Origin of the sequence: Rickettsia slovaca 13-B (assembly GCF_000237845.1) — a bacterium.
Taxonomy (GTDB): Bacteria; Pseudomonadota; Alphaproteobacteria; order Rickettsiales; family Rickettsiaceae; genus Rickettsia; species Rickettsia rickettsii.
On record NC_016639.1, the window covers coordinates 321,252 to 341,577 of the forward strand.

Sequence of the window (20,326 nt, forward strand, 5' to 3'; positions counted from 1 at the left end):
AAAATTTCGGTATTATAAAAAAATTATAAATTTTTAAAAAATATATGAAACTGATTGTCTTATTATTTACTTTTTTATTTTCTATGTTTTCTTTCGGAGAAAGCGAAACTATTAAAGGAAAGCCTTTAAAATATGCAGCAAATAATGATTTTGAAAATAGACTAGATGAACAGGAACAAGAAATCAGAAGGCTAATCGGTAAAGTTGAGGTTTTACAGCATAAAATTGATATGCTAACGCAGAACTCAAATATTTCAAATCAAGAAGAAAATACTGAAGTTTTAGAAGCCGGTGATTCAAAAAAACAAGATGTTTTTGATATAGCTTTGCTTAAAGATATGCCGGATAATGCGCCTAAAAAACCTATTGCGGTTAATAAGGATATAGCTCCTGATAAGCAAGCCTACGATTTGGCTCTTGCTGCTTATAAAGATAATAAACTTACTGAAGCAAAAGATAAGTTTAAAAATTTTATCCAAAAATATCCTAACAGTTTGCTAATTAGTAATGCTTATTTCTGGTATGGGGAATGCTTTTTTAAACAAAAAGACTATAACGGGGCAGCGGTTAACTATTTAAAAGGCTATAAAGAGTTACCGAAAGGGGCAAAATCTTCCGATGGGTTATTGAAGTTAGCACTTTCCTTAGGCGAACTAAAAAAAACTCAGGAAGCATGTAATATGCTTGCTAAGTTTGATAAGGAATTTCCAACTAATAGAACTGCCGCATCCAAGAAAATGGCAGAAGATGCTAAGATTAAATTTGGCTGTAAAAATAAATAAAAATAATAAAATATGACTGATATTTTGGATGAAGTACTGAGTGATCAAAATGAAGAAAAAAGGTTAATTTTTTTCAAAAAGCTTTTACCTATAATAATAATCATTTCTATAATAGCTATTACTATAATGGTTGTTATTAATAATAATAAAGATAAAAGAATTAAAAATAACCAAAAAAATGGAGATATTCTTGTTAAGACTGTTGGTTTGGAAACAACAAAAGATAATGAAGAATTAGCTTTTAATACTTTAGAGAATTTAGTTACTACTAGTAATACTAAAATCAAAGAAATAGCTGCATTAGAACAAGTAGCCATAAAGATTTCAAAAAAAAAATATTCAGAAGCGAAAGACCTGCTTAATAAAATTATTGAAAATAAAGAATATTCCGAAATGTCTACTTCTTATGCACGTATTTCATGGTGTAGTCTTGTTATTGATGATCACAATCTAGATATTCAAGATAAAGAGAAATTGACCAAATATTTAAATTATTTTGATGACGAGAAAAAACCTTTTTGGGCTACAGCAACTATTATAAAAGCTATGTGGGATATTAAGAATAATATGAAACCGCAAGCAGAAAAAAATCTAAAAAATTTATTAATTTCAAATAATGTATCTGATCTAATAAAAGATCAGGCTAAAGCATTGCTTGTAAATTTAAATAAATAATAATTCGTACTTAAGGAAAAATATGACAAAAAAAATAGCACTTCTGTTATTACCGTTTATTTTAATTTCATGTAACGGGCTTGGACCAAAAAGGGTAAAAAATATTGTTGAGTTGACTCCTAAATTAGCAATTCAGACTCATGAGCCTATATATTTAGATTCTAATGCAAATATATATGCATTTAATGCAAATATGCTTAAGAATAAACAGTATAGTTTCGCTAGAAGTAAAACGATTACCGAGCCGGTTTTTATAGGCGATATGATTTATGCATTGGATATTAGATCGAATATTTCTGCATTTTCTATAGAGAAAAATAAGATTATTTGGTCTTATAATTTAAGTAGACATAAAAAAGATAATTATATAGGCGGCGGAATTTTACACCATAACGGAAAATTATACGTAACATACGGTTCAAGGTTGTTAGTAGTGCTAGATGCAAAATCAGGTTATGAAATAATTAGAAAAGAACTTCCGGATATTATTAGAATTAAGCCTATTGTGCTCAATGATAATACTGTCTTAGTGCAAACTATCAGTAATCAAACTATTGCTTTAAATGCAGAAACTTTAAAAACCGTATGGGAACATGAAAGCCTAGCGGAAGTTTTGTCGGCTAGTTATTTTATGACGCCGATAGTACAGTATGACAATGTAATAGTAACTTATAATTCCGGGCAAATACTTGCCTTAAATATAACAAACGGTGAAGTAAAATGGAATTTTGAGTTTACAAATCTTAATGATCGTACAGCTATACCGAATTTTGACGAATCAAGTATTTTATGTACTCCCGTTCATGATAATATGAATCTGTATATAGCAACCGGTCTTGGTAAGCTTATTAAGCTTAATGTAGCAACCGGCAGTGTGATTTGGCAGGTAAATGCCGAGGATATTCAATCAATGTCTTTAATCGGTAATAGTCTATTTGTAACAAATAATGCTAGACAAATAGCAGCATTTAATCCTGAAACAGGGAAAGTAAAGTTTGTAGCTGATTTAAATGATGGACAAGATCCTAAGAAACTAAAATCTGCTGCTTTTTTAGTACCTTTTGTTGGAGTTAATAATAACAATAAGCGAAGTTTAAATGTTATTTCCGTTAACGGTGTTTTATATAGTTTTGATGTTGATAATAATGGATTAAACATGATACCTCATGTTGTCAAAATTATAAAAAATATTCGTTATTATGGGCTAAGCGCAAATAATAATTTATATTTTTCTACCGATAGAAAAATAATATTCGGAAGTAAATAAATTATATTTAGCTTGACAGATAGCGGGTATTAATGCTATTAAGTATGTTGCTTGATTCTTTAATTTTAAATTCTAATTAAAAAGATACTATTGTGAAAACTTACTCGGCAAAGCCATCGGAAATTGAAAAGAAATGGTGGGTCATAGACGCAAAAAATATTGTACTAGGACGACTCGCTAGCAGAGTTGCTAATATGCTACGCGGTAAGCATAAGCCTAGCTTTACACCTCATTTAGATTGTGGTGATAATATAATCATAATAAATGCGGAGCATGTAAAATTAACAGGTAAAAAAGCAAATCCCAAAGACGGAAAAATATATTACAGATATACAGGATTTCCAGGTGGGATAAAAGATACTACGGCAGGTAAAATCTTAAGTGGTAAACACCCTGAGAGAGTTATTAAAATGGCCGTAAAAAGAATGATTACAAGAAATGCTTTAGGTGCTAAGCAAATGAGTAATTTGTATGTTTATGCAAATGGTGATCATCCTCATATGGCACAGCAACCTACTGTTTATGATTTTGCAAGCCAAAATCCAAAAAATAAAAAGTAATAGAATATGCCCGAGTTAAAAATTAAAACAGAAAAAGTAGAAAAGCAGTTAACTAAAGAATCTTTAGTATTAAAAACTCCTAAAGAAAAAATAGATAATTTAGGCAAGTTTTATGCTACAGGTAAAAGAAAAAATGCTATAGCACGAGTATGGCTTAAAGTAGGAAAAGGAAAAATAGTTGTTAATAAAAAAACAATAGCCCAGTATTTTCCTTCTGAAACTTATGTGAAAACTATCTTACAGCCGTTTGTCTTAACAAAAACTATTGATCAGTATGATATAATTTGTACTGTTAGAGGTGGAGGAATTTCAGGACAGAAAGGTGCCATTTTACATGGAATTTCTAAAGCTTTAGATAAAGCTGCTCCGGATTTTCATGCTATTTTGCGTAAAGGTGGTCTTTTAACACGTGATTCTAGGGTAGTAGAGCGTAAGAAATACGGACAACGTAAAGCACGTAAGAAAACACAATTCTCTAAACGTTAAGATACAATTTGAGAAGTTGCTAGTCAATTGTTGCATGGATCAATTTTTTATTGTCATCCCGCGACTTGATCGTGGGATCCAGCTTAAAATATTTAAATTAATTAGTATTTTAAGTTATTTTTTTGGGATACCGTGGTCAAGCCACGGTATGACACTAAGTACATTTTCCAAGCCATGCAACCGCTTTTATCTAGAATGACACTTCTTAACAAATTATATAAACACTTTTCCCCTAGCGGGGTAGCTCAGCTGGTTAGAGCGACGGAATCATAATCCGTGTGTCGGGGGTTCAAATCCCTCCCTCGCTACCATTCATCCGTCTTTTTGACAGTTCTATAGTAAACTGATTTGAACTTTGTGCTTCGTTGTTCATCCTCTCGTCTATTATATATATAGGCTCTACCTTCGTGCCTGGCACAAAATGGGGGTGAGTTTACTATAGTACTGTTAACAGTCCCATAGTTTTTAATAAAATTTTGTATAAGATAAATATTAGACTTCTTGCATAACCTATTTTATAAAGAGGAATTTGAAGGAGGCACGGAGCATAGAACCGGAGCGTAGCCAAATCTATGTAAGGATTCGAGTACCAGATCCAAATTACCTTTAGAAAGAGATTATGCCAAGGAATCTATTTTATATTAGGTTCTGTGAAGATCTCTAAAACGATTTGATTTGCACTAAAAAATATCTCAAAATAAAATCAATTAGAAATCTTTACAAAGCCTAGCATTTTATGAAATTGATTTTAACAAGTTTAATTTTTATATTTATGAGCTTTCTTCCAATATATGCTAAATCCTTACTTAAAGGGTTCATGTATCTGAAAGATATCGACCCTACAATTATTCAAAATATGCATTATTATTCAGATGAAAATTTTGTTGGTAAAAAGGTAGATGGTTATAAAGCACCGGAAGCAATTTTAACCATATAAGCTGTTAAGGCTCTTAAAGCAGTACAAGCTGAGGTACAAAAAGATGGTTATTCACTGATTATATGCATATAGACCACAAAAAGCTGTACAACATTTTTAAGATGGAGCAAAGATAATATTGATCAAAAAAATAAGGAAAGCTTTTACCCATATATAGATAAGTCTAAATGTTTTATATTAGGTTATATAGCTGAAAGATCTAGTCATAGTAGGAGTACTGTAGATTGATCAATAATAAAGCTTCAGAAGGAAGTTAATAATAATTCTGAAGTCATTATTAAGAGAAAGCTGAAAGACGCGTGTGTTATAATCCTCTTTAGATGACAATACGGTAGACATGTATACTTCTTTTGACTTATTTGATGAAGCTTTACCTCATGATAGTAAATTAATTGATAAGCAATATTTAGCAAAACGTAATTATTTATGTTCTAAGATGCAAAACCATAATTTTAAAGCATGTAAAATTGAGTGGTGGCATTATACAACTTGCAGATGAGCCTTATAAAGATCAATATTTTAACTTTGATATAGAAAAAAAACTATGACAGTATTAAGTGAGAAAAGATGCATACCATGTGAGGGTGGAGTTCCGCCACTTGAGAAAAAAGAAATTGATAAGTTATTGGTTCAATTACAAAGTGAGTGGTAAGTGAATGCATTAGGGCCTCTTTATAAAAAATATAAATTTTCTAATTTTATAAAAGCTATGGAATTTGCAAATAAGATAACTGAAATTGCAGAGCAGGAAGCACATCATCCCGATTTAACTATATCTTGGGGAGTATGTAGTGTGGAAATATAGACTCATAAAATCGACGGTCTTATGGAAAACGACTTTATATTGGCTGCAAAGATAGAAAGTAAAATCTAATTATTTTCAGGTTGAATTACTTAAGTGAAAAGAATAATAGCAAAAATCACACAAGTATCAACAGCTAAACGATGGTTTCTTATTAAATTAATTGAATTATAACAATAATCTTAATAATAAGACATGTTATAATAAACATAAAGTAACGTTATGCCAAATTATCATATTAAATTTTTACCAAATAGAGTTAAGTTAATCGGTTATTTTTGTAGACTTATTTTATTACCAAATTTAATACCAGCTGATTCTAGTGAAAATAGTTATGACCAAAGCCTTGATAGAAATAAGGTATATTCTGTACATTTAAAACCTTTTTCTAATACCTCGACATATTTTTTAGATGAGCATCCTGATCATACCTTTGTACATATTGCTGATAAAAAATATATTTTATATGGATTGGTTAGAGAGCTAAAATTTGCGTTTGAAGATATAAATTCATGATTTTTAATGCCGGAAACTCAAATTGATACGGTTAATTGGGAAACTGAAACAACAACAAATTACTGTCTAAGTAATTTCATTATAAACTTATTTCATATAAGAGAAGTAAAAGATTTTATTGCTAATATAACTATATCTAATCTAGCAAATGCATTTACTGCACATATAATCGGTGATAATAATTATAACCTAATAAAGAATGATAGTACGTACATATTATATGATTGAATCTAGTTGCGATAAAGATTAGTTTATTGTCTAGAGGAACAAATGAGTGTGCTGTATTTACTTTAGGCAATAATACGGATATTTCATTATTTAGTGCTATAAATGAATGAATTGAAGGTGATAAAGAGGTAAATAGTGCTGTTCTACAAGTACTATATATATAAAATTTTTACTGAATTAATGATTCAAATTCTTTTACGACGGCTTGGTAAAGTTTACGTTTAAACGGTATTATAATAGATAAGAGTTCATCAAGTGATGCCCAACGCCATTGGTCAAATTCCGGATTAGAGGTATTTATATTAATATCTTTGTTATTTCCGGTAAACCTAATTAAAAACCAGCGTTGTTTTTGTCCACGAAAATTACCGTTCCACAGTTTAGGTATTAAAAAGCTTGGTACATCATAACTATACCAGAATTTGCTTTCGGCAATAATATATCCTTTATCGCTGCCTATTTCTTCTAACATCTCACGCATTGCTGCAATACTTGGTGTTTCGCCGGGAACTATCCCACCTTGCGGCATTTGCCATGCAGATATTTTTGTATCTATTCTTTTACCGACGAATATATGGTTATCGGCATTTAATATCATCATGCCGACCCCTGGTCTATATGGTAAATCAAGATGTTTTTTGGAAGAATTGCTCATTATTTTTTTACTTTAAAAAATCAATTATAATTTTACTACTTTATTTTTACCCGTTGTTTTAGCTTCATACATAGCTTTGTCAGCACGTTCAATGAAAGATTCTATTGATTCTTCTTTTTTATATTTCGTAACTCCGATTGAAATAGTTGTTTTTAAAGGTTCAATTTGATCTTCAATGTGAAAATTCATATATTCTATTTTAACTCTAACTCTCTCCGCAGTTTCAATTGCTTTAGAAATATCTATATCCGTTAAGAGTATAGTAAATTCTTCACCGCCGAATCTTGCTATTAAGTCTGTTACTCTGAGAGTATTCTTCAAAATACGGGATACAATTGTTAAAACCTTATCGCCTGCTTGATGACCGTAAGTATCGTTTACATGTTTAAAATTGTCGATATCGCACATAAGTAAATATAATTTAATACTTTCTTTATTAGTTTTCTCAATAATTTGTTTGAGATGTATATCGAAATAGCGACGATTAAATAAGCCGGTTAGACCGTCTTTAACTGCTAAATTGACACTTTGTTCAAGATCATTACGTAAATTATCTTGATATTGCTTACGTCTTAATTGTGTTCTAATTCTAGCAAGCAATTCGCTTTCCTCTATAGGATAAACGAAATAATCATTAATACCGAGTTCAATACCTTTCACAACCAAAGGCATACCGTCTTCATCAATTTGTAAAATTATTACTACGCCGCTTATTTCTGCTTTACCTCTTAAAATAACACTGATCCTCAAAGGATCGTCATTTTCGAGCGTACTACTGATAATTACTAAATCGGGGGTATATTCATTTATAATATCTAATTCATCGGAATTACTTATTACCTTTACGTTTTGGGTAAGCTTAAGTAACATTTGTTTTATATTTTTAGCTTGTACCACATCATCATTAATTAGTAATATTTTTTTATCTGCAAAAGTGTCATGCATTTCGATATTTGTTACGCCTAATAATGCATTAGTGCTATTACGAAGCTTTAACTCATCAATTAAGCTTTTCATTCTAGATAGCGATTTAAGTCTTACAAATAGAGCAGTATCGTTAATCGGCTTTGTTAAAAACTCATCAGCTCCTGCCTCAAGACCTTTAACTCGATCATCAATATCGGAAAGTGCAGTTACCATTACAACCGGTATATGAGTAGTTTCCGGATCGGTTTTTATCGTTTTACATACCTCACATCCATCCATTTCCGGCATCATAACATCAAGTAGTATAATATCAATTTTTTCTTTTTTAAGAATTGCTAGTGCTTCTTTACCGCTATTTGCAGTAAGAACCGTATAATACTCTTTTAAAAGTTTGGCTGTTAGTAACTTAATATTGGGTTCTATATCATCTACTACTAATATTGTGGTCATAAGATTAAATTCTTGTTTTTAAAGGAAATAATTTGTATATTTATACTTTAATTTTAAGTCTTAAATGTATGATATATGAAAATTTCAGCAAATTCAATTAGAACAGGTAACATATTAGTGTATAATAATGATTTATGGGTTGTCAGCAAAACACCGGAACATACTCAACCCGGGAAAGGTGGAGCTTATGTACAAGTTGAGATGAAAAATTTAAAAACAGGGACAAAGCGTAACGAAAGATTCAGTTCTGCCGATTATTTAGAAAAAGCTGAACTTGAACAAAAAGATTATCAATTTTTATATTTTGAAGGTGATGATTTGGTATTAATGGATACCAAACATTTTGATCAAATAAATATTTCCAAGGAAATGTTAGAAGAAAAATTATCTTTCTTAACTGAAAATATGATTGTTAAAGTCGAATTTTATAATGACAAGCCTTTAAATATTGAGCTTCCTCCAACTGTTATACTTGAAATTAGTGAAACTGATCCGGTAATAAAAGGAGCAACCGCTACCGCTTCTTATAAACCAGCAATTTTAGAAAACGGTATTAAAGTTAAGGTCCCGCAATATTTAGAAATAGGAGAAAAAATTATTGTTAAAACTGATGATATGACATATGTCGAGCGAGCGAAGTAAGCTGTTTTATTGAACTATGGATACCACCCCGTCATTGCGAGCAGCCGTAGGCTGCGTGGCAATCTCGTCAAATATCCTGAGATTGCTTAGTCAAAACTTACAGTTTTTCCTCGCAATGACGACTTTCAGCATCCACTCAGGCAATGCTTTTAGCTAGGAATGGTATCAATTTTTTAAAGCCATACGACATAATTTCTAAAACTAATAATTACAAATATCAAATGCAACCTATAACTAATTTATTAATTAATGCCCTGCGTAAAGCTGTTAAGTTTTTGCATAGAGATTTTTTAGAACTCGAAATGCTACAAAAAAACTCTGTAAGAAATGAAGCATTTTGTAAGCGATCTTATTTAAAATTAAAAACTTTATTATGTGAAGAATTACAAAAATATACACAATATTTATTTTTTCCGGAGGATAAATTCGATTTAAATAATAATTATGAGAGTGTTTTTTTAATTAATCCTATAGATAGCCCAAATAATTTCGCCAGAAGCATACCTTTTTTTGCGATATCCGTAACTTATTTAAAAAGGAATCAAGAAGTTTTAATTCCTACTTCTACAGTAATATATTTTCCTGCTCTTAATGAAATTTATTATGCTGAAAAAGGTAAGGGAGCTTGGATAGAAAAAAATAATTTAAACTCTAATTATCAAGGATTAAGACTTAGAGTTTCCGATAATGCCGATTTAAAAAACTGTTTAGCAATTATTGAAGGTGTAAATCATAATGATTTGGAGGAGATAGAGGTAGATAATATTAGATCTTTTGGTTCTCTTTGCTATGGGGCTACGCTTGTAGCGTCAGGTAAAGCGGATTTAATATGTTTATCATTATTAAATTTTACATTATATTATGCATTTGAGCTTTTTATTAAGGAAGCAGGCGGGATAATTATAGATTCTAGCGATAAATTTCTATATTCAAATCGTTATATTGCTAAAAAACTTAAAAAATATTAGACAAGAAATTATTTTAGATTTGCATTTTTATTGTTATAATAATATTAATATAATTATTAATTCATAAAGTTATGGCACATTATAAAGAGTTTGAATTTGACTGTGATTTTAGTGGACAAAGAGCCAAGTTTAAGTTTTATATAGGTACGCCTCAAGAAGGGCATCATCCGCTACAATTTCAAGCAAAATGGTTATCTGACGAAAGAGGCGGTACTATTCCTGATGATGTTATGAAAGCAATATCACAGCTAAATGATCTTGCCAAAAAAAACGGTGTTCCACTCCCGGATTTATGCGTATATGCTCTTGGTTCTGCGCAAGAAGTCCAAGCTACCCCTCAAGACGAAGATGAAAACGAGAGTGAGAACCAAGAGGATAAAGCAGAGCAGGCATAGTTAAAAATAATAAGGAGATTCATAGAGATTAAAATGAAACAATATAATGATTTATTTAAAATGATTCACCGCGAAGGATATATATTTATTGCTAGCTTTGCATTAGTAAGTTTTTTATTAGCATCATTTAATGAAAAACTTGGCTGTATTGGATGTATTGCTACTGCTTGGTGTATTTATTTTTTCCGTAATCCTGATCGCTTTGTGCCTATAAGTGATGATCTGGTAATAAGTCCTGCAGATGGAATAATTCAAGAAATTAAGGAAGCATTGCCGCCTCCGGAATTAGGACTTGGTGATGTGGAAATGATTAGAGTTAGTATTTTTCTAAATATTTTTAATGTCCATGTTAATAGAATCCCGGCAAACGGAAAAATTTTAGCACTTCATTATAATCCAGGAAAATTTTTTAATGCTTCACTCGATAAAGCTAGTATTTATAATGAGCGTCAATCAGTATTAATGGAAACTGCTCAAGGTCAGAAAATTGTTTTTGTTCAAATAGCCGGACTTATAGCAAGGCGTATAGTTTGTGATTTAGAAGAGGGTAATGAAGTTAAAAAGGGCGAGCGATACGGTATAATTCGTTTCGGTAGCAGAGTAGATGTTTATCTACCGTTGAAAACAGCTTTATTAGTGAGTAAAGGGCAGACTGCTATAGGCGGTGAAACTATCATTGCTGATTTTGGACGTAAAAAGACAACAGAATTTAAGTTTGAGAGGAAGTAGCCTCATAACTTTAAAACCGTCATTGCGAGCAGCTGTAGGCATGGTTTGTTTATGTCATTCCCGTGTAGGCGGGAGGGAATCCAGTGAAACGTATAAAAAACAAGTTTTTTATCTGTTTATTTTATCAAATATATAATTTTGTACCAATTAAGATTATTTTTTTCTGGATTCCTGCTTTTGCAGGAATGAGACATTGACAGCCATGCAACCACACTGTTTTTTCCTTGCAATGACGTGATAAATACATTTTGAGTATAAAAATTGTTAAAAATTCGTAAATCTATAATAACTAAGCCTGTACCTCTAATAAAATTAATTCCCAACTTTATTACGTTGCTTGGTTTAGTAACCGGTATGAGTTCTATAAAATTTGCTTTGGATAGCAGATGGGAACTTGCGGTATATTGCATTATAGTAGCGGCAATTATTGACGGTATCGACGGTAGAATAGCAAGGATGCTAAATGCAGTTAGTCCATTTGGTGCAGAGCTTGATTCATTATGCGATTTTGCTAATTTCGGTATAGCTCCTGCCTATCTGATATATTTATGGTCTTTTCAACAATATGAGTATAAGGTATTTTCATCAGCGGTAATGTTATTATTTATAGTGTGTATGGCACTACGTTTAGCTCGCTTTAACGTTGGTATTTATCAACCGAAACAAGATAAAACTGACTATTTTTTTACCGGTGTACCTGCCCCATGCGGTGCTTTACTTGCTTTAATGCCTGTAATGATAGATTTTGAAATCGGTACGTTATTAAATATCAATACCCGTACTCATACTATAACAATTAATATATATTTGGCTATTATAGCTTTTCTACTTGCTAGTAGGCTTCCTACAATCTCAACAAAAAATTTGAGTATTAAACCTGAATATTTATCGCTTGCAATGATTTTAGTTGCTATTGTTATTATAAATCTTATCATATATCCATGGTATTCACTGCCGTTAATTGCAGTTATATATATTCTTGCTATACCAATTTGTTATTTTTTTAAACATAGAGGGTATTGGTAAAGTTAATTATGCCGAGTGTATTACAACAAGCTATCGACAAATATAAACATCATCCATTTACTAAATATGTAATTATTATAGCCTTAATCATATTTATTTATTTGGGATATAGAATTTATGTTTGGGCAAATACACAATCTACGGATAATGCTTACATAGATGCAGATATTTCAAATGTTAGTGCTGAAGTTAGCGGTGTTTTAACAAAGTTATTTGTTACCGATAATACTAAAGTTAATAAAGGCGATCTGATAGGTGAAATTGACGATAGAGATTATAAGGCAAAGCTTGCAGCACTTGAAGCATCTATTGAAGCTTGCATAAAAAATATAGAAATTATAGAGCAAAAAATCTCAATAGGGCAGATTAGCCTAGAGCAAGCAGCTGAAAAATTAAAGTTTAATAAAATAAGCTTTGATATTGTTGCAACAGATTTTATGAGAGTGCAGGAGTTAAATAAGGCAAAATTTGCTAGCTCTAAAACGTTAGATGATTCTAAAAACGCATATCAAAAAGCCAAAACGGATTATAAACAAGCACAGTTAGATTTAGATATATCTAAGCAACATTTACAGCTTCTTGAGCTTGAAAAAGCAGCAGAACAGGAAAAACTTAAAGAGCTAACAGAAAATAAAAAAGTAACCTTAAGGAGCTTACAAAATACTAAACTTATTGCTATGGTACCCGGTATATTCGGTAATAGTAGTTTAGAAGTCGGAAATTACATAGTACCGGGTAGGGCGTTGTTTTCTATAGTTCAAGATAATACTATGTATATTCAGGCTAATTTTAAAGAAACACAAATTCAGAAATTTAAGTCCGGCATGAAAGTCAAAATTGAATTTGATGCTTTGCCTAAAAAGGTAATTTACGGGAAGATTCGTAATATTGCTCCTGCGACCGGCTCTAAATTTAGCTTAATCCCGCCAGATCATGCTACCGGTAATTTTACTAAAAGCGTACAACGTGTACCTGTTTTAATAGATTTTGAATCCCCAAATGCTAATCTAGTTCCCGGCATGTCAGCAATCGTATCCATTAGAACGGATCAAAGTACGTAATTTTTGTTAAAAAATAGCAATAATTATTCTATTAAAAGTACATATTCATAGTAGTATTATTTACTGATTACTTAAAAAGCTATATAATATGAGTAATACCAAAAGTAATAATTAATATGCAAAGATATTTAGATCCCACTAATTGATAGTGTATTTAAAAAAATCTTTCGTGATTTAGAGAGGTTCAAGGAATTTATCAATGCAGTTCTTGAACTACCTGAGGGGCTTAGAATTAAAGCAATAGAATTTATACCTGTAGAGCAAGTACCTATGCTCGATAAAGGGAACAAAAAGCATATTTGATTTAAAGGTTAAAGATGAAGCCGGTAGCTGGTATATAATCGAGCTTACGTACAGCAACTTCTGCAAATATAAAGAGCGAGAAGGTATTAGATGCATACAATATAATAGAAATGCATAACCTCACCGCCGAAGAATATGATGCCTATATAAGAGCGAAATTAATGGAAGATGCCGAGGAAATAGCTTTAGGAAGAACAGTGTGCAAAAGGGAAAGAAAGAAGCATAGAAATAGCAAAGAACTTGTGACTTAAAGATATAGATGTCAATATAATAGCAGATTCAACAGGGCTAACTATAGAAGAAATAGAAGAGTTAAAAGCAAAAATAGAAAATTCTGAAACTAGTTGATTAATTATTTGCTCTTTAACTCTGCTAATTCTTTCTTGAGTTTTATTACTAAAGTTTGTAATTTTTCAAATTCTTCGCGAGTGACGTAATTACCTTTAAGTATTTTATCCTCAATTATGCCACAGCTTTTATCCGTTATACTATTTAAAGCTTTTTGTGCTACGCTGCTAGCTCCAACGGCTACTTTTAAAATATTATTTGTTTTCATAGTACCTCTATCGATAAAGCATGCAAGCCGCTATTAAATTCATCGGCAAGTAAGTTATTAATAGTGCGATGATTGGCAATTAGGCTTTTCCCCTGTAATGTTTCTGCAGAAATTCTTATTTTTATATGGCTGTGAATTCCGTTATAATGACTAGCATGTTTATAGCTTTCATCTATTATTTCTTGAAAATGTGGTTTTAACACACTTAATTTTTCTTGTATCCTTTCTATGCGGTTCATATTTTTATTTCATTTACAGTAAAAATGTCCTAATATTCTTAAGTATATAATTTTATGATACACATGGCAATGTCGGAATTAAGAACGAATTATAAAGATTTACAAGATGCGATAGATAAATTGGAAAAAGGCGTATGTTTTGCTTGTAGATTAGTTAATTATGATGAAATAGAATTTATAGAGCAGGGTAAGCATTTTATAATTGAAGATTTAGATCAAATCATTGAAGATGTAAGCAAAGAACTTAATATTTTTTCAAAGTTTAAGAAAATAAAGAAAGATAGAATATTATTTATCCTAAATACTAATGATTCTGACTTAATTAAAAATTTTGCTAGAAAATTATATTTATTTTTGCAGCTTTATATTAATGAACAGAAGCCGGCAATTTATATGAATTGTTATATTGCTAGTATTAAATTTCCAAAAAAAGTAAGTAATAATGCTAAAGAAATTGAAAAAACATTAAATATGTTACTTTCACAAAATAATAATTATTATTACCGTGAATATAGCAGTACAGAACATGATTTGGAAAATATAAGAAAATCTAATCTTCAGCTTAACTTACTACGACAAGCCTTAGCAAAAAAGACTATGCGATTTGCTTATCAGCCTATAATAGATCGTAATACTATGAAGATTCATTATTATGAATGTCTGCTTCGTATACCTGACGAGAACGGTGTTTATATTTCCGTAGGTCCTATAATCCCTATTGCTGAAAATAAAGGATTAATTTTTATAATTGATCAAATTGTTTTAGAAATGACTGTTAATGAACTGGCCCGCAACCCAAACTTAATGTTAGCCGTTAATATTTCAAATATAGGAACAGGCGATGAAGCTTTATGGGAAATAGCAGAAAACTTATTAAAAGCTCATAATGTTCGGGATCGTTTAATTATTGAAATTACGGAAACTTCTTTCAATCAGCATTACGATAAAATAACTTTATTTATTAATAAACTACGTAAGTACGGATGTAAATTTGCATTAGACGATTTTGGTGCGGGTTTTACTTCTTTTAAACAACTTCAAAGCTTACCAATTGATATTATCAAAATTGACGGTAAATATGTGCGTAGTATTACAAGTGATGTACAAAGTAGGTATTTCGTAGAAAGATTAATTAAAATTTCAGAAGATTTAGGTATTGAAACGGTAGCTGAATTCGTAGAAAACGGAGAAATAGCTAAATTTTTAATTGATCTAAAAGTCGGTGGGCTACAAGGAAACTTCTATTCCGAAGCAAAATTTGATAGGGTGGATGAGGTTTAATGATTGTCATACTGAACCGGTTTTGTTGCATGGCTCTTGAAAAAGACTCCGATGTCATGCCGTGATTTGACCACGGTATCCATAAAAATAACTTTTAATATCAATGATTTTAATATTTTAAACTGGATACCGCGATCAAGTCGCGGTATGACACAGTTAGTGCTTGACAATGTTACTTAAAACCTATATGCAGAACTCAATTTTAAATGATTAAACTTAAATGCTGTTACTTGAATTAAAAAAAACTAATCAAACCTTAGAAACTATACATTTTATAGGTATCGGCGGCGTTGGCATGAGCGGTATTGCCGAGATATTATATAATCTAGGTTATAAAGTACAAGGTTCCGATTTAGTAGAAAATTATAATACTAAAAGGCTTGAGTCATACGGCATTAAAATATTTTTAGGACACGCCGAGCAGAACATTACCAATGTGTCGTATGTTGTTATTTCATCGGCAATTAATCCAAAGAATCCTGAAATAAAAGAAGCTTTGGAGCGTAAAATTCCAATTATTAGACGTGCGGACATGCTTGCTGAACTTATGAGATTAAAATGTTCAGTAGCAGTTTCGGGATCGCACGGTAAAACCACTACTACTTCTTTAGTTGCTTGTTTATTTGAGGCAGCTGGTTTATGTCCTACGGTTATTAACGGTGGGATCATCAATAATAAATCGACTAATGCATATCTTGGTTCAAGTAATTATTTAATTGCGGAGGCCGATGAATCGGATGCAACGTTTATTCATATTCCATCAACTATTGCGATAATAACTAACATTGATCCTGAACATTTAGATTATTATAGAGATTTTGAAACATTAATTGGTGCTTTTAGAAGCTTTATTACTAATTTGCCGTTTTACGGTTTTGCCGTTTGTTGTATCGATCATAAAATAGTTCGTAAGTTAGTAGACGATATTACTGAAAGGAAGATTGTTACTTATGGCATCGATTCGGAAGATGCTCATATTATAGCGTTTAATATTAACACTGATATTGCCTCCTCTACTTTTGACGTAAAAATTAGTCTACCAAATGTACTAGGTACAACGATTATTGAAAAAATTACTATTCCAACGCCCGGAAGACATAATATTTTAAATAGTCTTGCTGCAATTGCCGTTGGGATAGAATTAGATTTCGGTATTAAAGCTATTAAAAACGGTTTTAATAATTTTAAAGGAGTGAAGAGGAGATTTACTAAAGTAGCTGAATATAATAACGCTTCAATTATCGATGATTATGCTCATCACCCTGAGGAAATCAAAGCAACGCTTGCGACGGCTAAAAATATAGCAAATAAACAAAACGGTAAAGTTATTGCTATTTTTCAGCCTCACAGATATTCAAGAATGCAGTATTTATTTGATGATTTTATGCTTTGCTTTGCTGATGCCGATATACTCTATATTACTGATATATATGCTGCAGGTGAAAACCCTATAGAAGGAATTACAGGACGAAGTTTAGTTGATAAGATTACTAAGCGTAAACATCACGATAAAGCAAATTTTCTAGCAGAGCTAGATGATGCGGTTGGAGTTATTATAGATAATGCAGCTTCTGGTGATATGATAATTATGATGGGAGCAGGTAATATTTCAAGTTTTGCTAATGAATTAGATGGGAGATTGTCATCCCGTGGCTTTAGCTGTCATCCCGTGGTTTGACTGGTATTGTTGCATAGCTCTTATGTCATTCCCGCGAAAGCGGGAATCCAGTTTTTTAAATAAATTATATAAAAATTTAGTATATAATTTTCTTTATTTTTATCATTTTTTTCTGGATTCCCGCTTTCGCGGGAATGACATCTGTTCGTATAACATAGGGTCAAGCGAACTAGGGGACAAAAGAGTGAAGATAACAGTAAAGCGAATAGCAGGACTAAATATGTTAATTTTACCGATAGTAAAAGGCGAGTATAAAAAAGATTATAATTTAAAACACTTAACATGGTTTAAAGTAGGCGGTAATGCTGAAATTTTCTTTAAACCTTTAGATAGCGAAGATTTAAAAAGTTTCTTAATACAAAATAAGCAAAAATTACCTATAAAGACTTTTGGAGTAGGCTCAAATATTATTATAAGAGACGGCGGCATAGAAGGGGTCGTTATAAAACTTGGTCAGAATTTTAGCAATATTGAGTTTATAGATAATCATTTAATAGTAGGTAGCAGCTGCCTTAATTATAATTTAGCAAAATTTTGTCAAGCAAATGCTATTTCCGGTTTTGAGTTTTTAGTAGGTATTCCAGGGACTATCGGCGGCGGTGTTGCTATGAATGCCGGTGCTTACGGCTCTGAATTTAAAGATATTGTAGTGCAGATTGAAGCGATTGACTTTGCAGGAAACTTTTTAACATTCACAAATGAAGAAATCGGTTTTAAATATCGCAGTAATAATTTACCAAAGAATTTAATTATTCTCAAAGCTGTTTTTAAAATAAATAAAGGCGATAGTGAAAATATATTATTACGGATGAATGAAATAAATAACGCAAGATCATCTACACAGCCTATTAAAGAGCGTACGGGCGGTAGTACTTTTGCAAATCCTGAAGGGCGTAAATCTTGGGAACTTATTGACAAAGCGGGGCTTAGAGGCTATAGAATAGGCGGTGCTTCGATGTCAGAACTTCATTGTAATTTTATGATAAATAATGGTGATGCTACCGCTAAGGATTTAGAAGATTTAGGTGATTTCGTCCGGCAGAAAGTATGTGAAGATAGCGGGGTTAAGTTAGAGTGGGAGATTAAGAGAATCGGACGTCATCCCTAATTAAAAATGGCGTTGTTGCAGCTAGTTTTATGTCATTCCCGCGAAGGCGGGAATCCAGTAAAACATATAAAAAACAAGTTTTTTATATGTTTATTTTATAATATGTAACTTCTATATCAATATTGAAGTTATTTTTCTGGATCCCCGCCTACGCGGGGATGACATCGAGTAGGTTTTTCGAGCTATGCAACAAGGCCGCTTTTAGTTAGGAATTACAATGGATTTAATAAGAAAGGAAAAAACGTGCATAAATATCAAACACATTGGGTAGAACACTCTATAGTCAAAATATTAAGTAGTACCGGTAAAAAGCATATAGCATTAATGGCAGGTGGTATGTCTGCTGAGCGTGAAGTATCGTTAGTGTCAAGCGAAGGAGTTAGTAAAGCTTTAATTGAATTAGGATATAGAGTTACCTTTATTGATATGGGAGCGGATATTGCAGTTAGATTACAAGAAATAAAACCTGATATCGTTTTTAATTGCCTGCACGGTACATATGGTGAAGACGGTTGTTTACCAGGATTACTTAATATAATGCGGATTCCTTATACTCATAGCGGCGTGTTATCTTCAGCTTTAGCATTCGATAAAATACATTCTAGGATCTGGTTTTTAACGAATAATATTAATATGGCAGAAAGCATTGTTGTAAATAAAAGCGATAATATAAAAAATGATCCTATGAAACGACCGTACGTTATTAAGCCTCTTACGCAAGGTTCAAGTATTGGTGTTGAGGTGATATTTGCAGAAGACGATTTTAACTTTGCCGATTATGATTTTCCTTACGGTGATCAGGTAATAATAGAACAATATATAAAAGGGCGAGAATTGCAAGTAGTGGTATTAAACGGCAAAGCTCTTGGAGCTTTAGAGATTAAATTACTAAAGAATCGTTTCTATGATTATGAAACTAAATATACCGAAGGATTTGCTGATCATCTTTGTCCTGCTCCGCTACCTGCTAATTTATATGAGAAATTACTTATAGAATCAGAAAAAATTTATAAAACAATGAATTGTAAAGGTCCTGCTAGAGCAGAGTTTATTTTAGAAGAGCAGACAAACAAGTTATATGCTTTGGAGATAAATACTCACCCAGGTATGATGCCTTTATCAATAGTGCCGGAAATTGCAGCTTATGCAGGGATAAATTTTACTAACTTAATTGAAGAAATTATAAAGACGGCAAGCTTTGAATCATGAGAAAAAAAACAAGCTCCAATAAAAAAAAACAAACAAAAAAAACTAATAATATCTCATTACGCCGAAAATTAGGACTAATTTACAAAAAAGCAATATTAGGGCTTAAGATTGCTTTAATTATCTTTGTATGTCTATTTGTTTTTACAAAATATTTTGCCGGCATAAAAACCTACTTAACAACAAATATATACCAAACAACAACAAAACTTGGGTTTAAACTTGAGAATGTTATCATTGAAGGACAGCAAAATGTCGATGAGCCTACAATATTAAAGGTTTTAAATGCGAATAAGGGCAGTCCTATTTTTGCTCTTAAATTAGACGAAATTAGAAATAATTTAAAGAAAAATAAATGGATCAAGGAAGTATATGTCAGTAGAAGATTACCAAATACGGTATATATAAAATTATTTGAAAGAGAACCTATTGCTATTTGGCAAATTAATAATCAGCTTTTCTTAGTCGATGAAGAAGGTTACGAAATTAGTAAAAATATTCAACCTTTTCCTCATTTATTACATGTTGTAGGGGAAGGGGCGAATATCTATGCAGGTACATTAGTATTAGAGCTGCAGAAATATCCGGCATTAATGAATAAAACTTCAGCTGCTGTAAGACTCGGAGATAGAAGGTGGGATTTAAATCTTAAAGGTAATATAAGTATTAAGTTACCTGAAAAAGAGTTTGAAGAAGCATTAAAATATGTCGATGCACTAAATAAAGCTAATAAGCTATTTAACCAAAATTATAAGGTTTTGGATTTAAGGGATAAGAATAAGTATTATATAGAGAAGTACTGAGAATCGTCATTGCGAAGAGAAACGTAGTTTCGACGTGGTACTCTTG

Annotated in this window: 25 protein-coding genes, 1 tRNA gene and 2 pseudogenes; 24 read left to right on the forward strand and 4 right to left on the reverse strand. The window is 31.5% G+C overall.

Features of this window, described 5'->3' with window-relative positions; genetic code table 11:
* The first annotated feature begins 44 nt into the window (after window positions 1-44).
* From ybgF to RSL_RS01680, 11 genes and pseudogenes are all read left to right on the forward strand, one after another.
* Window positions 45-782, forward strand: coding sequence for a tol-pal system protein YbgF (ybgF, locus tag RSL_RS01630; protein WP_012736493.1), 738 nt, complete (start codon window positions 45-47; stop codon window positions 780-782).
* A gap of 12 nt (window positions 783-794) precedes the next feature.
* Window positions 795-1,457: a DUF2659 family protein gene (locus RSL_RS01635; RefSeq protein WP_014273271.1), complete on the forward strand. Its 663-nt coding sequence runs from the start codon at window positions 795-797 to the stop codon at window positions 1,455-1,457.
* A gap of 22 nt (window positions 1,458-1,479) precedes the next feature.
* Window positions 1,480-2,724 carry an outer membrane protein assembly factor BamB gene (locus tag RSL_RS01640; RefSeq protein ID WP_014273272.1) on the forward strand — a complete coding sequence of 415 codons (1,245 nt, stop codon included), beginning with the start codon at window positions 1,480-1,482 and terminating at the stop codon, window positions 2,722-2,724.
* A gap of 92 nt (window positions 2,725-2,816) precedes the next feature.
* On the forward strand, window positions 2,817-3,284 hold the full coding sequence (gene rplM / locus RSL_RS01645; RefSeq protein ID WP_004996373.1) for a 50S ribosomal protein L13: 468 nt from the start codon (window positions 2,817-2,819) through the stop codon (window positions 3,282-3,284).
* Between the two features lie 6 nt (window positions 3,285-3,290).
* Window positions 3,291-3,770, forward strand: coding sequence for a 30S ribosomal protein S9 (gene rpsI / locus RSL_RS01650; protein WP_014273273.1), 480 nt, complete (start codon window positions 3,291-3,293; stop codon window positions 3,768-3,770).
* A 234-nt stretch (window positions 3,771-4,004) separates the two neighbouring features.
* A tRNA-Met gene (locus RSL_RS01655) sits at window positions 4,005-4,081 on the forward strand.
* A gap of 425 nt (window positions 4,082-4,506) precedes the next feature.
* On the forward strand, window positions 4,507-4,707 hold the full coding sequence (locus RSL_RS01660; RefSeq protein ID WP_010976975.1) for a M15 family metallopeptidase domain-containing protein: 201 nt from the start codon (window positions 4,507-4,509) through the stop codon (window positions 4,705-4,707).
* A 337-nt stretch (window positions 4,708-5,044) separates the two neighbouring features.
* Entirely contained in the window at window positions 5,045-5,206 is a 162-nt protein-coding gene (locus RSL_RS01665; protein WP_014419740.1) for a M15 family metallopeptidase domain-containing protein, read from the forward strand.
* 45 nt (window positions 5,207-5,251) lie between these two features.
* Window positions 5,252-5,581 (forward strand): annotated as a pseudogene (locus RSL_RS09790) (4a-hydroxytetrahydrobiopterin dehydratase).
* Between the two features lie 150 nt (window positions 5,582-5,731).
* Window positions 5,732-6,025, forward strand: coding sequence for a hypothetical protein (locus RSL_RS01675; RefSeq protein ID WP_014273276.1), 294 nt, complete (start codon window positions 5,732-5,734; stop codon window positions 6,023-6,025).
* 6 nt (window positions 6,026-6,031) lie between these two features.
* Window positions 6,032-6,253, forward strand: coding sequence for a hypothetical protein (locus RSL_RS01680; protein WP_014273277.1), 222 nt, complete (start codon window positions 6,032-6,034; stop codon window positions 6,251-6,253).
* A 169-nt stretch (window positions 6,254-6,422) separates the two neighbouring features.
* On the opposite strand, the gene RSL_RS01685 is transcribed toward RSL_RS01680, so the two are convergent.
* Window positions 6,423-6,908 carry an RNA pyrophosphohydrolase gene (locus RSL_RS01685; RefSeq protein ID WP_014273279.1) on the reverse strand — a complete coding sequence of 162 codons (486 nt, stop codon included), beginning with the start codon at window positions 6,906-6,908 and terminating at the stop codon, window positions 6,423-6,425.
* Between the two features lie 24 nt (window positions 6,909-6,932).
* Complete coding sequence (locus RSL_RS01690; RefSeq protein ID WP_014273280.1) at window positions 6,933-8,285, reverse strand: PleD family two-component system response regulator; 1,353 nt, start codon at window positions 8,283-8,285, stop codon at window positions 6,933-6,935.
* 75 nt (window positions 8,286-8,360) lie between these two features.
* Between RSL_RS01690 and efp the strand changes: the two genes are divergently transcribed.
* The 8 genes and pseudogenes from efp (at window position 8,361) to RSL_RS09245 (ending at window position 13,660) form a co-directional block, all read left to right on the forward strand.
* A complete protein-coding gene (gene efp, locus RSL_RS01695) occupies window positions 8,361-8,927 on the forward strand; it encodes an elongation factor P (RefSeq protein ID WP_014273281.1) in 567 nt (188 codons plus the stop codon).
* 221 nt (window positions 8,928-9,148) lie between these two features.
* Window positions 9,149-9,895 carry an inositol monophosphatase family protein gene (locus tag RSL_RS01700; protein WP_014273282.1) on the forward strand — a complete coding sequence of 249 codons (747 nt, stop codon included), beginning with the start codon at window positions 9,149-9,151 and terminating at the stop codon, window positions 9,893-9,895.
* A gap of 71 nt (window positions 9,896-9,966) precedes the next feature.
* Window positions 9,967-10,290, forward strand: a complete 324-nt coding sequence (locus RSL_RS01705) for a DUF2610 domain-containing protein (RefSeq protein WP_010976982.1) — start codon at window positions 9,967-9,969, stop codon at window positions 10,288-10,290.
* Between the two features lie 33 nt (window positions 10,291-10,323).
* Window positions 10,324-11,019: a phosphatidylserine decarboxylase gene (locus RSL_RS01710; RefSeq protein WP_014273283.1), complete on the forward strand. Its 696-nt coding sequence runs from the start codon at window positions 10,324-10,326 to the stop codon at window positions 11,017-11,019.
* A 261-nt stretch (window positions 11,020-11,280) separates the two neighbouring features.
* Complete coding sequence (pssA, locus tag RSL_RS01715; protein WP_014273286.1) at window positions 11,281-12,045, forward strand: CDP-diacylglycerol--serine O-phosphatidyltransferase; 765 nt, start codon at window positions 11,281-11,283, stop codon at window positions 12,043-12,045.
* An 8-nt stretch (window positions 12,046-12,053) separates the two neighbouring features.
* The gene (locus tag RSL_RS01720) at window positions 12,054-13,106 is read left to right on the forward strand and encodes an HlyD family secretion protein (RefSeq protein WP_014273287.1); all 1,053 of its coding nucleotides are present in this window, start codon (window positions 12,054-12,056) and stop codon (window positions 13,104-13,106) included.
* A 116-nt stretch (window positions 13,107-13,222) separates the two neighbouring features.
* A pseudogene (locus tag RSL_RS10605) lies at window positions 13,223-13,409 on the forward strand (hypothetical protein).
* Between the two features lie 110 nt (window positions 13,410-13,519).
* A complete protein-coding gene (locus RSL_RS09245) occupies window positions 13,520-13,660 on the forward strand; it encodes a hypothetical protein (protein WP_014273288.1) in 141 nt (46 codons plus the stop codon).
* A 101-nt stretch (window positions 13,661-13,761) separates the two neighbouring features.
* Here the strand turns inward: RSL_RS09245 and RSL_RS01725 are convergent, their stop codons facing one another.
* Together RSL_RS01725 and RSL_RS01730 are read right to left on the reverse strand one after the other, a co-directional pair.
* A complete protein-coding gene (locus RSL_RS01725) occupies window positions 13,762-13,965 on the reverse strand; it encodes a hypothetical protein (RefSeq protein WP_004996338.1) in 204 nt (67 codons plus the stop codon).
* Window positions 13,962-14,204, reverse strand: a complete 243-nt coding sequence (locus RSL_RS01730; protein ID WP_012736546.1) for a BolA family protein — start codon at window positions 14,202-14,204, stop codon at window positions 13,962-13,964. Before RSL_RS01730 ends, RSL_RS01725 begins: the two co-directional genes overlap by 4 nt.
* A 54-nt stretch (window positions 14,205-14,258) precedes the next feature.
* On the opposite strand from RSL_RS01730, the gene RSL_RS01735 reads away from it, so the two are divergent.
* The 5 genes from RSL_RS01735 (at window position 14,259) to RSL_RS01755 (ending at window position 20,280) form a co-directional block, all read left to right on the forward strand.
* Entirely contained in the window at window positions 14,259-15,485 is a 1,227-nt protein-coding gene (locus tag RSL_RS01735; RefSeq protein WP_014419742.1) for an EAL domain-containing protein, read from the forward strand.
* A gap of 220 nt (window positions 15,486-15,705) precedes the next feature.
* Complete coding sequence (gene murC, locus RSL_RS01740; protein ID WP_014273291.1) at window positions 15,706-17,163, forward strand: UDP-N-acetylmuramate--L-alanine ligase; 1,458 nt, start codon at window positions 15,706-15,708, stop codon at window positions 17,161-17,163.
* A 220-nt stretch (window positions 17,164-17,383) separates the two neighbouring features.
* Window positions 17,384-18,271, forward strand: coding sequence for a UDP-N-acetylmuramate dehydrogenase (murB, locus tag RSL_RS01745; protein ID WP_014273292.1), 888 nt, complete (start codon window positions 17,384-17,386; stop codon window positions 18,269-18,271).
* 243 nt (window positions 18,272-18,514) lie between these two features.
* Window positions 18,515-19,480: a D-alanine--D-alanine ligase gene (locus tag RSL_RS01750; RefSeq protein WP_014273293.1), complete on the forward strand. Its 966-nt coding sequence runs from the start codon at window positions 18,515-18,517 to the stop codon at window positions 19,478-19,480.
* Window positions 19,477-20,280: a cell division protein FtsQ/DivIB gene (locus RSL_RS01755; RefSeq protein ID WP_014273294.1), complete on the forward strand. Its 804-nt coding sequence runs from the start codon at window positions 19,477-19,479 to the stop codon at window positions 20,278-20,280. The genes RSL_RS01750 and RSL_RS01755 overlap by 4 nt, the downstream gene beginning before the upstream one ends.
* The last annotated feature ends 46 nt before the right edge of the window (window positions 20,281-20,326 follow it).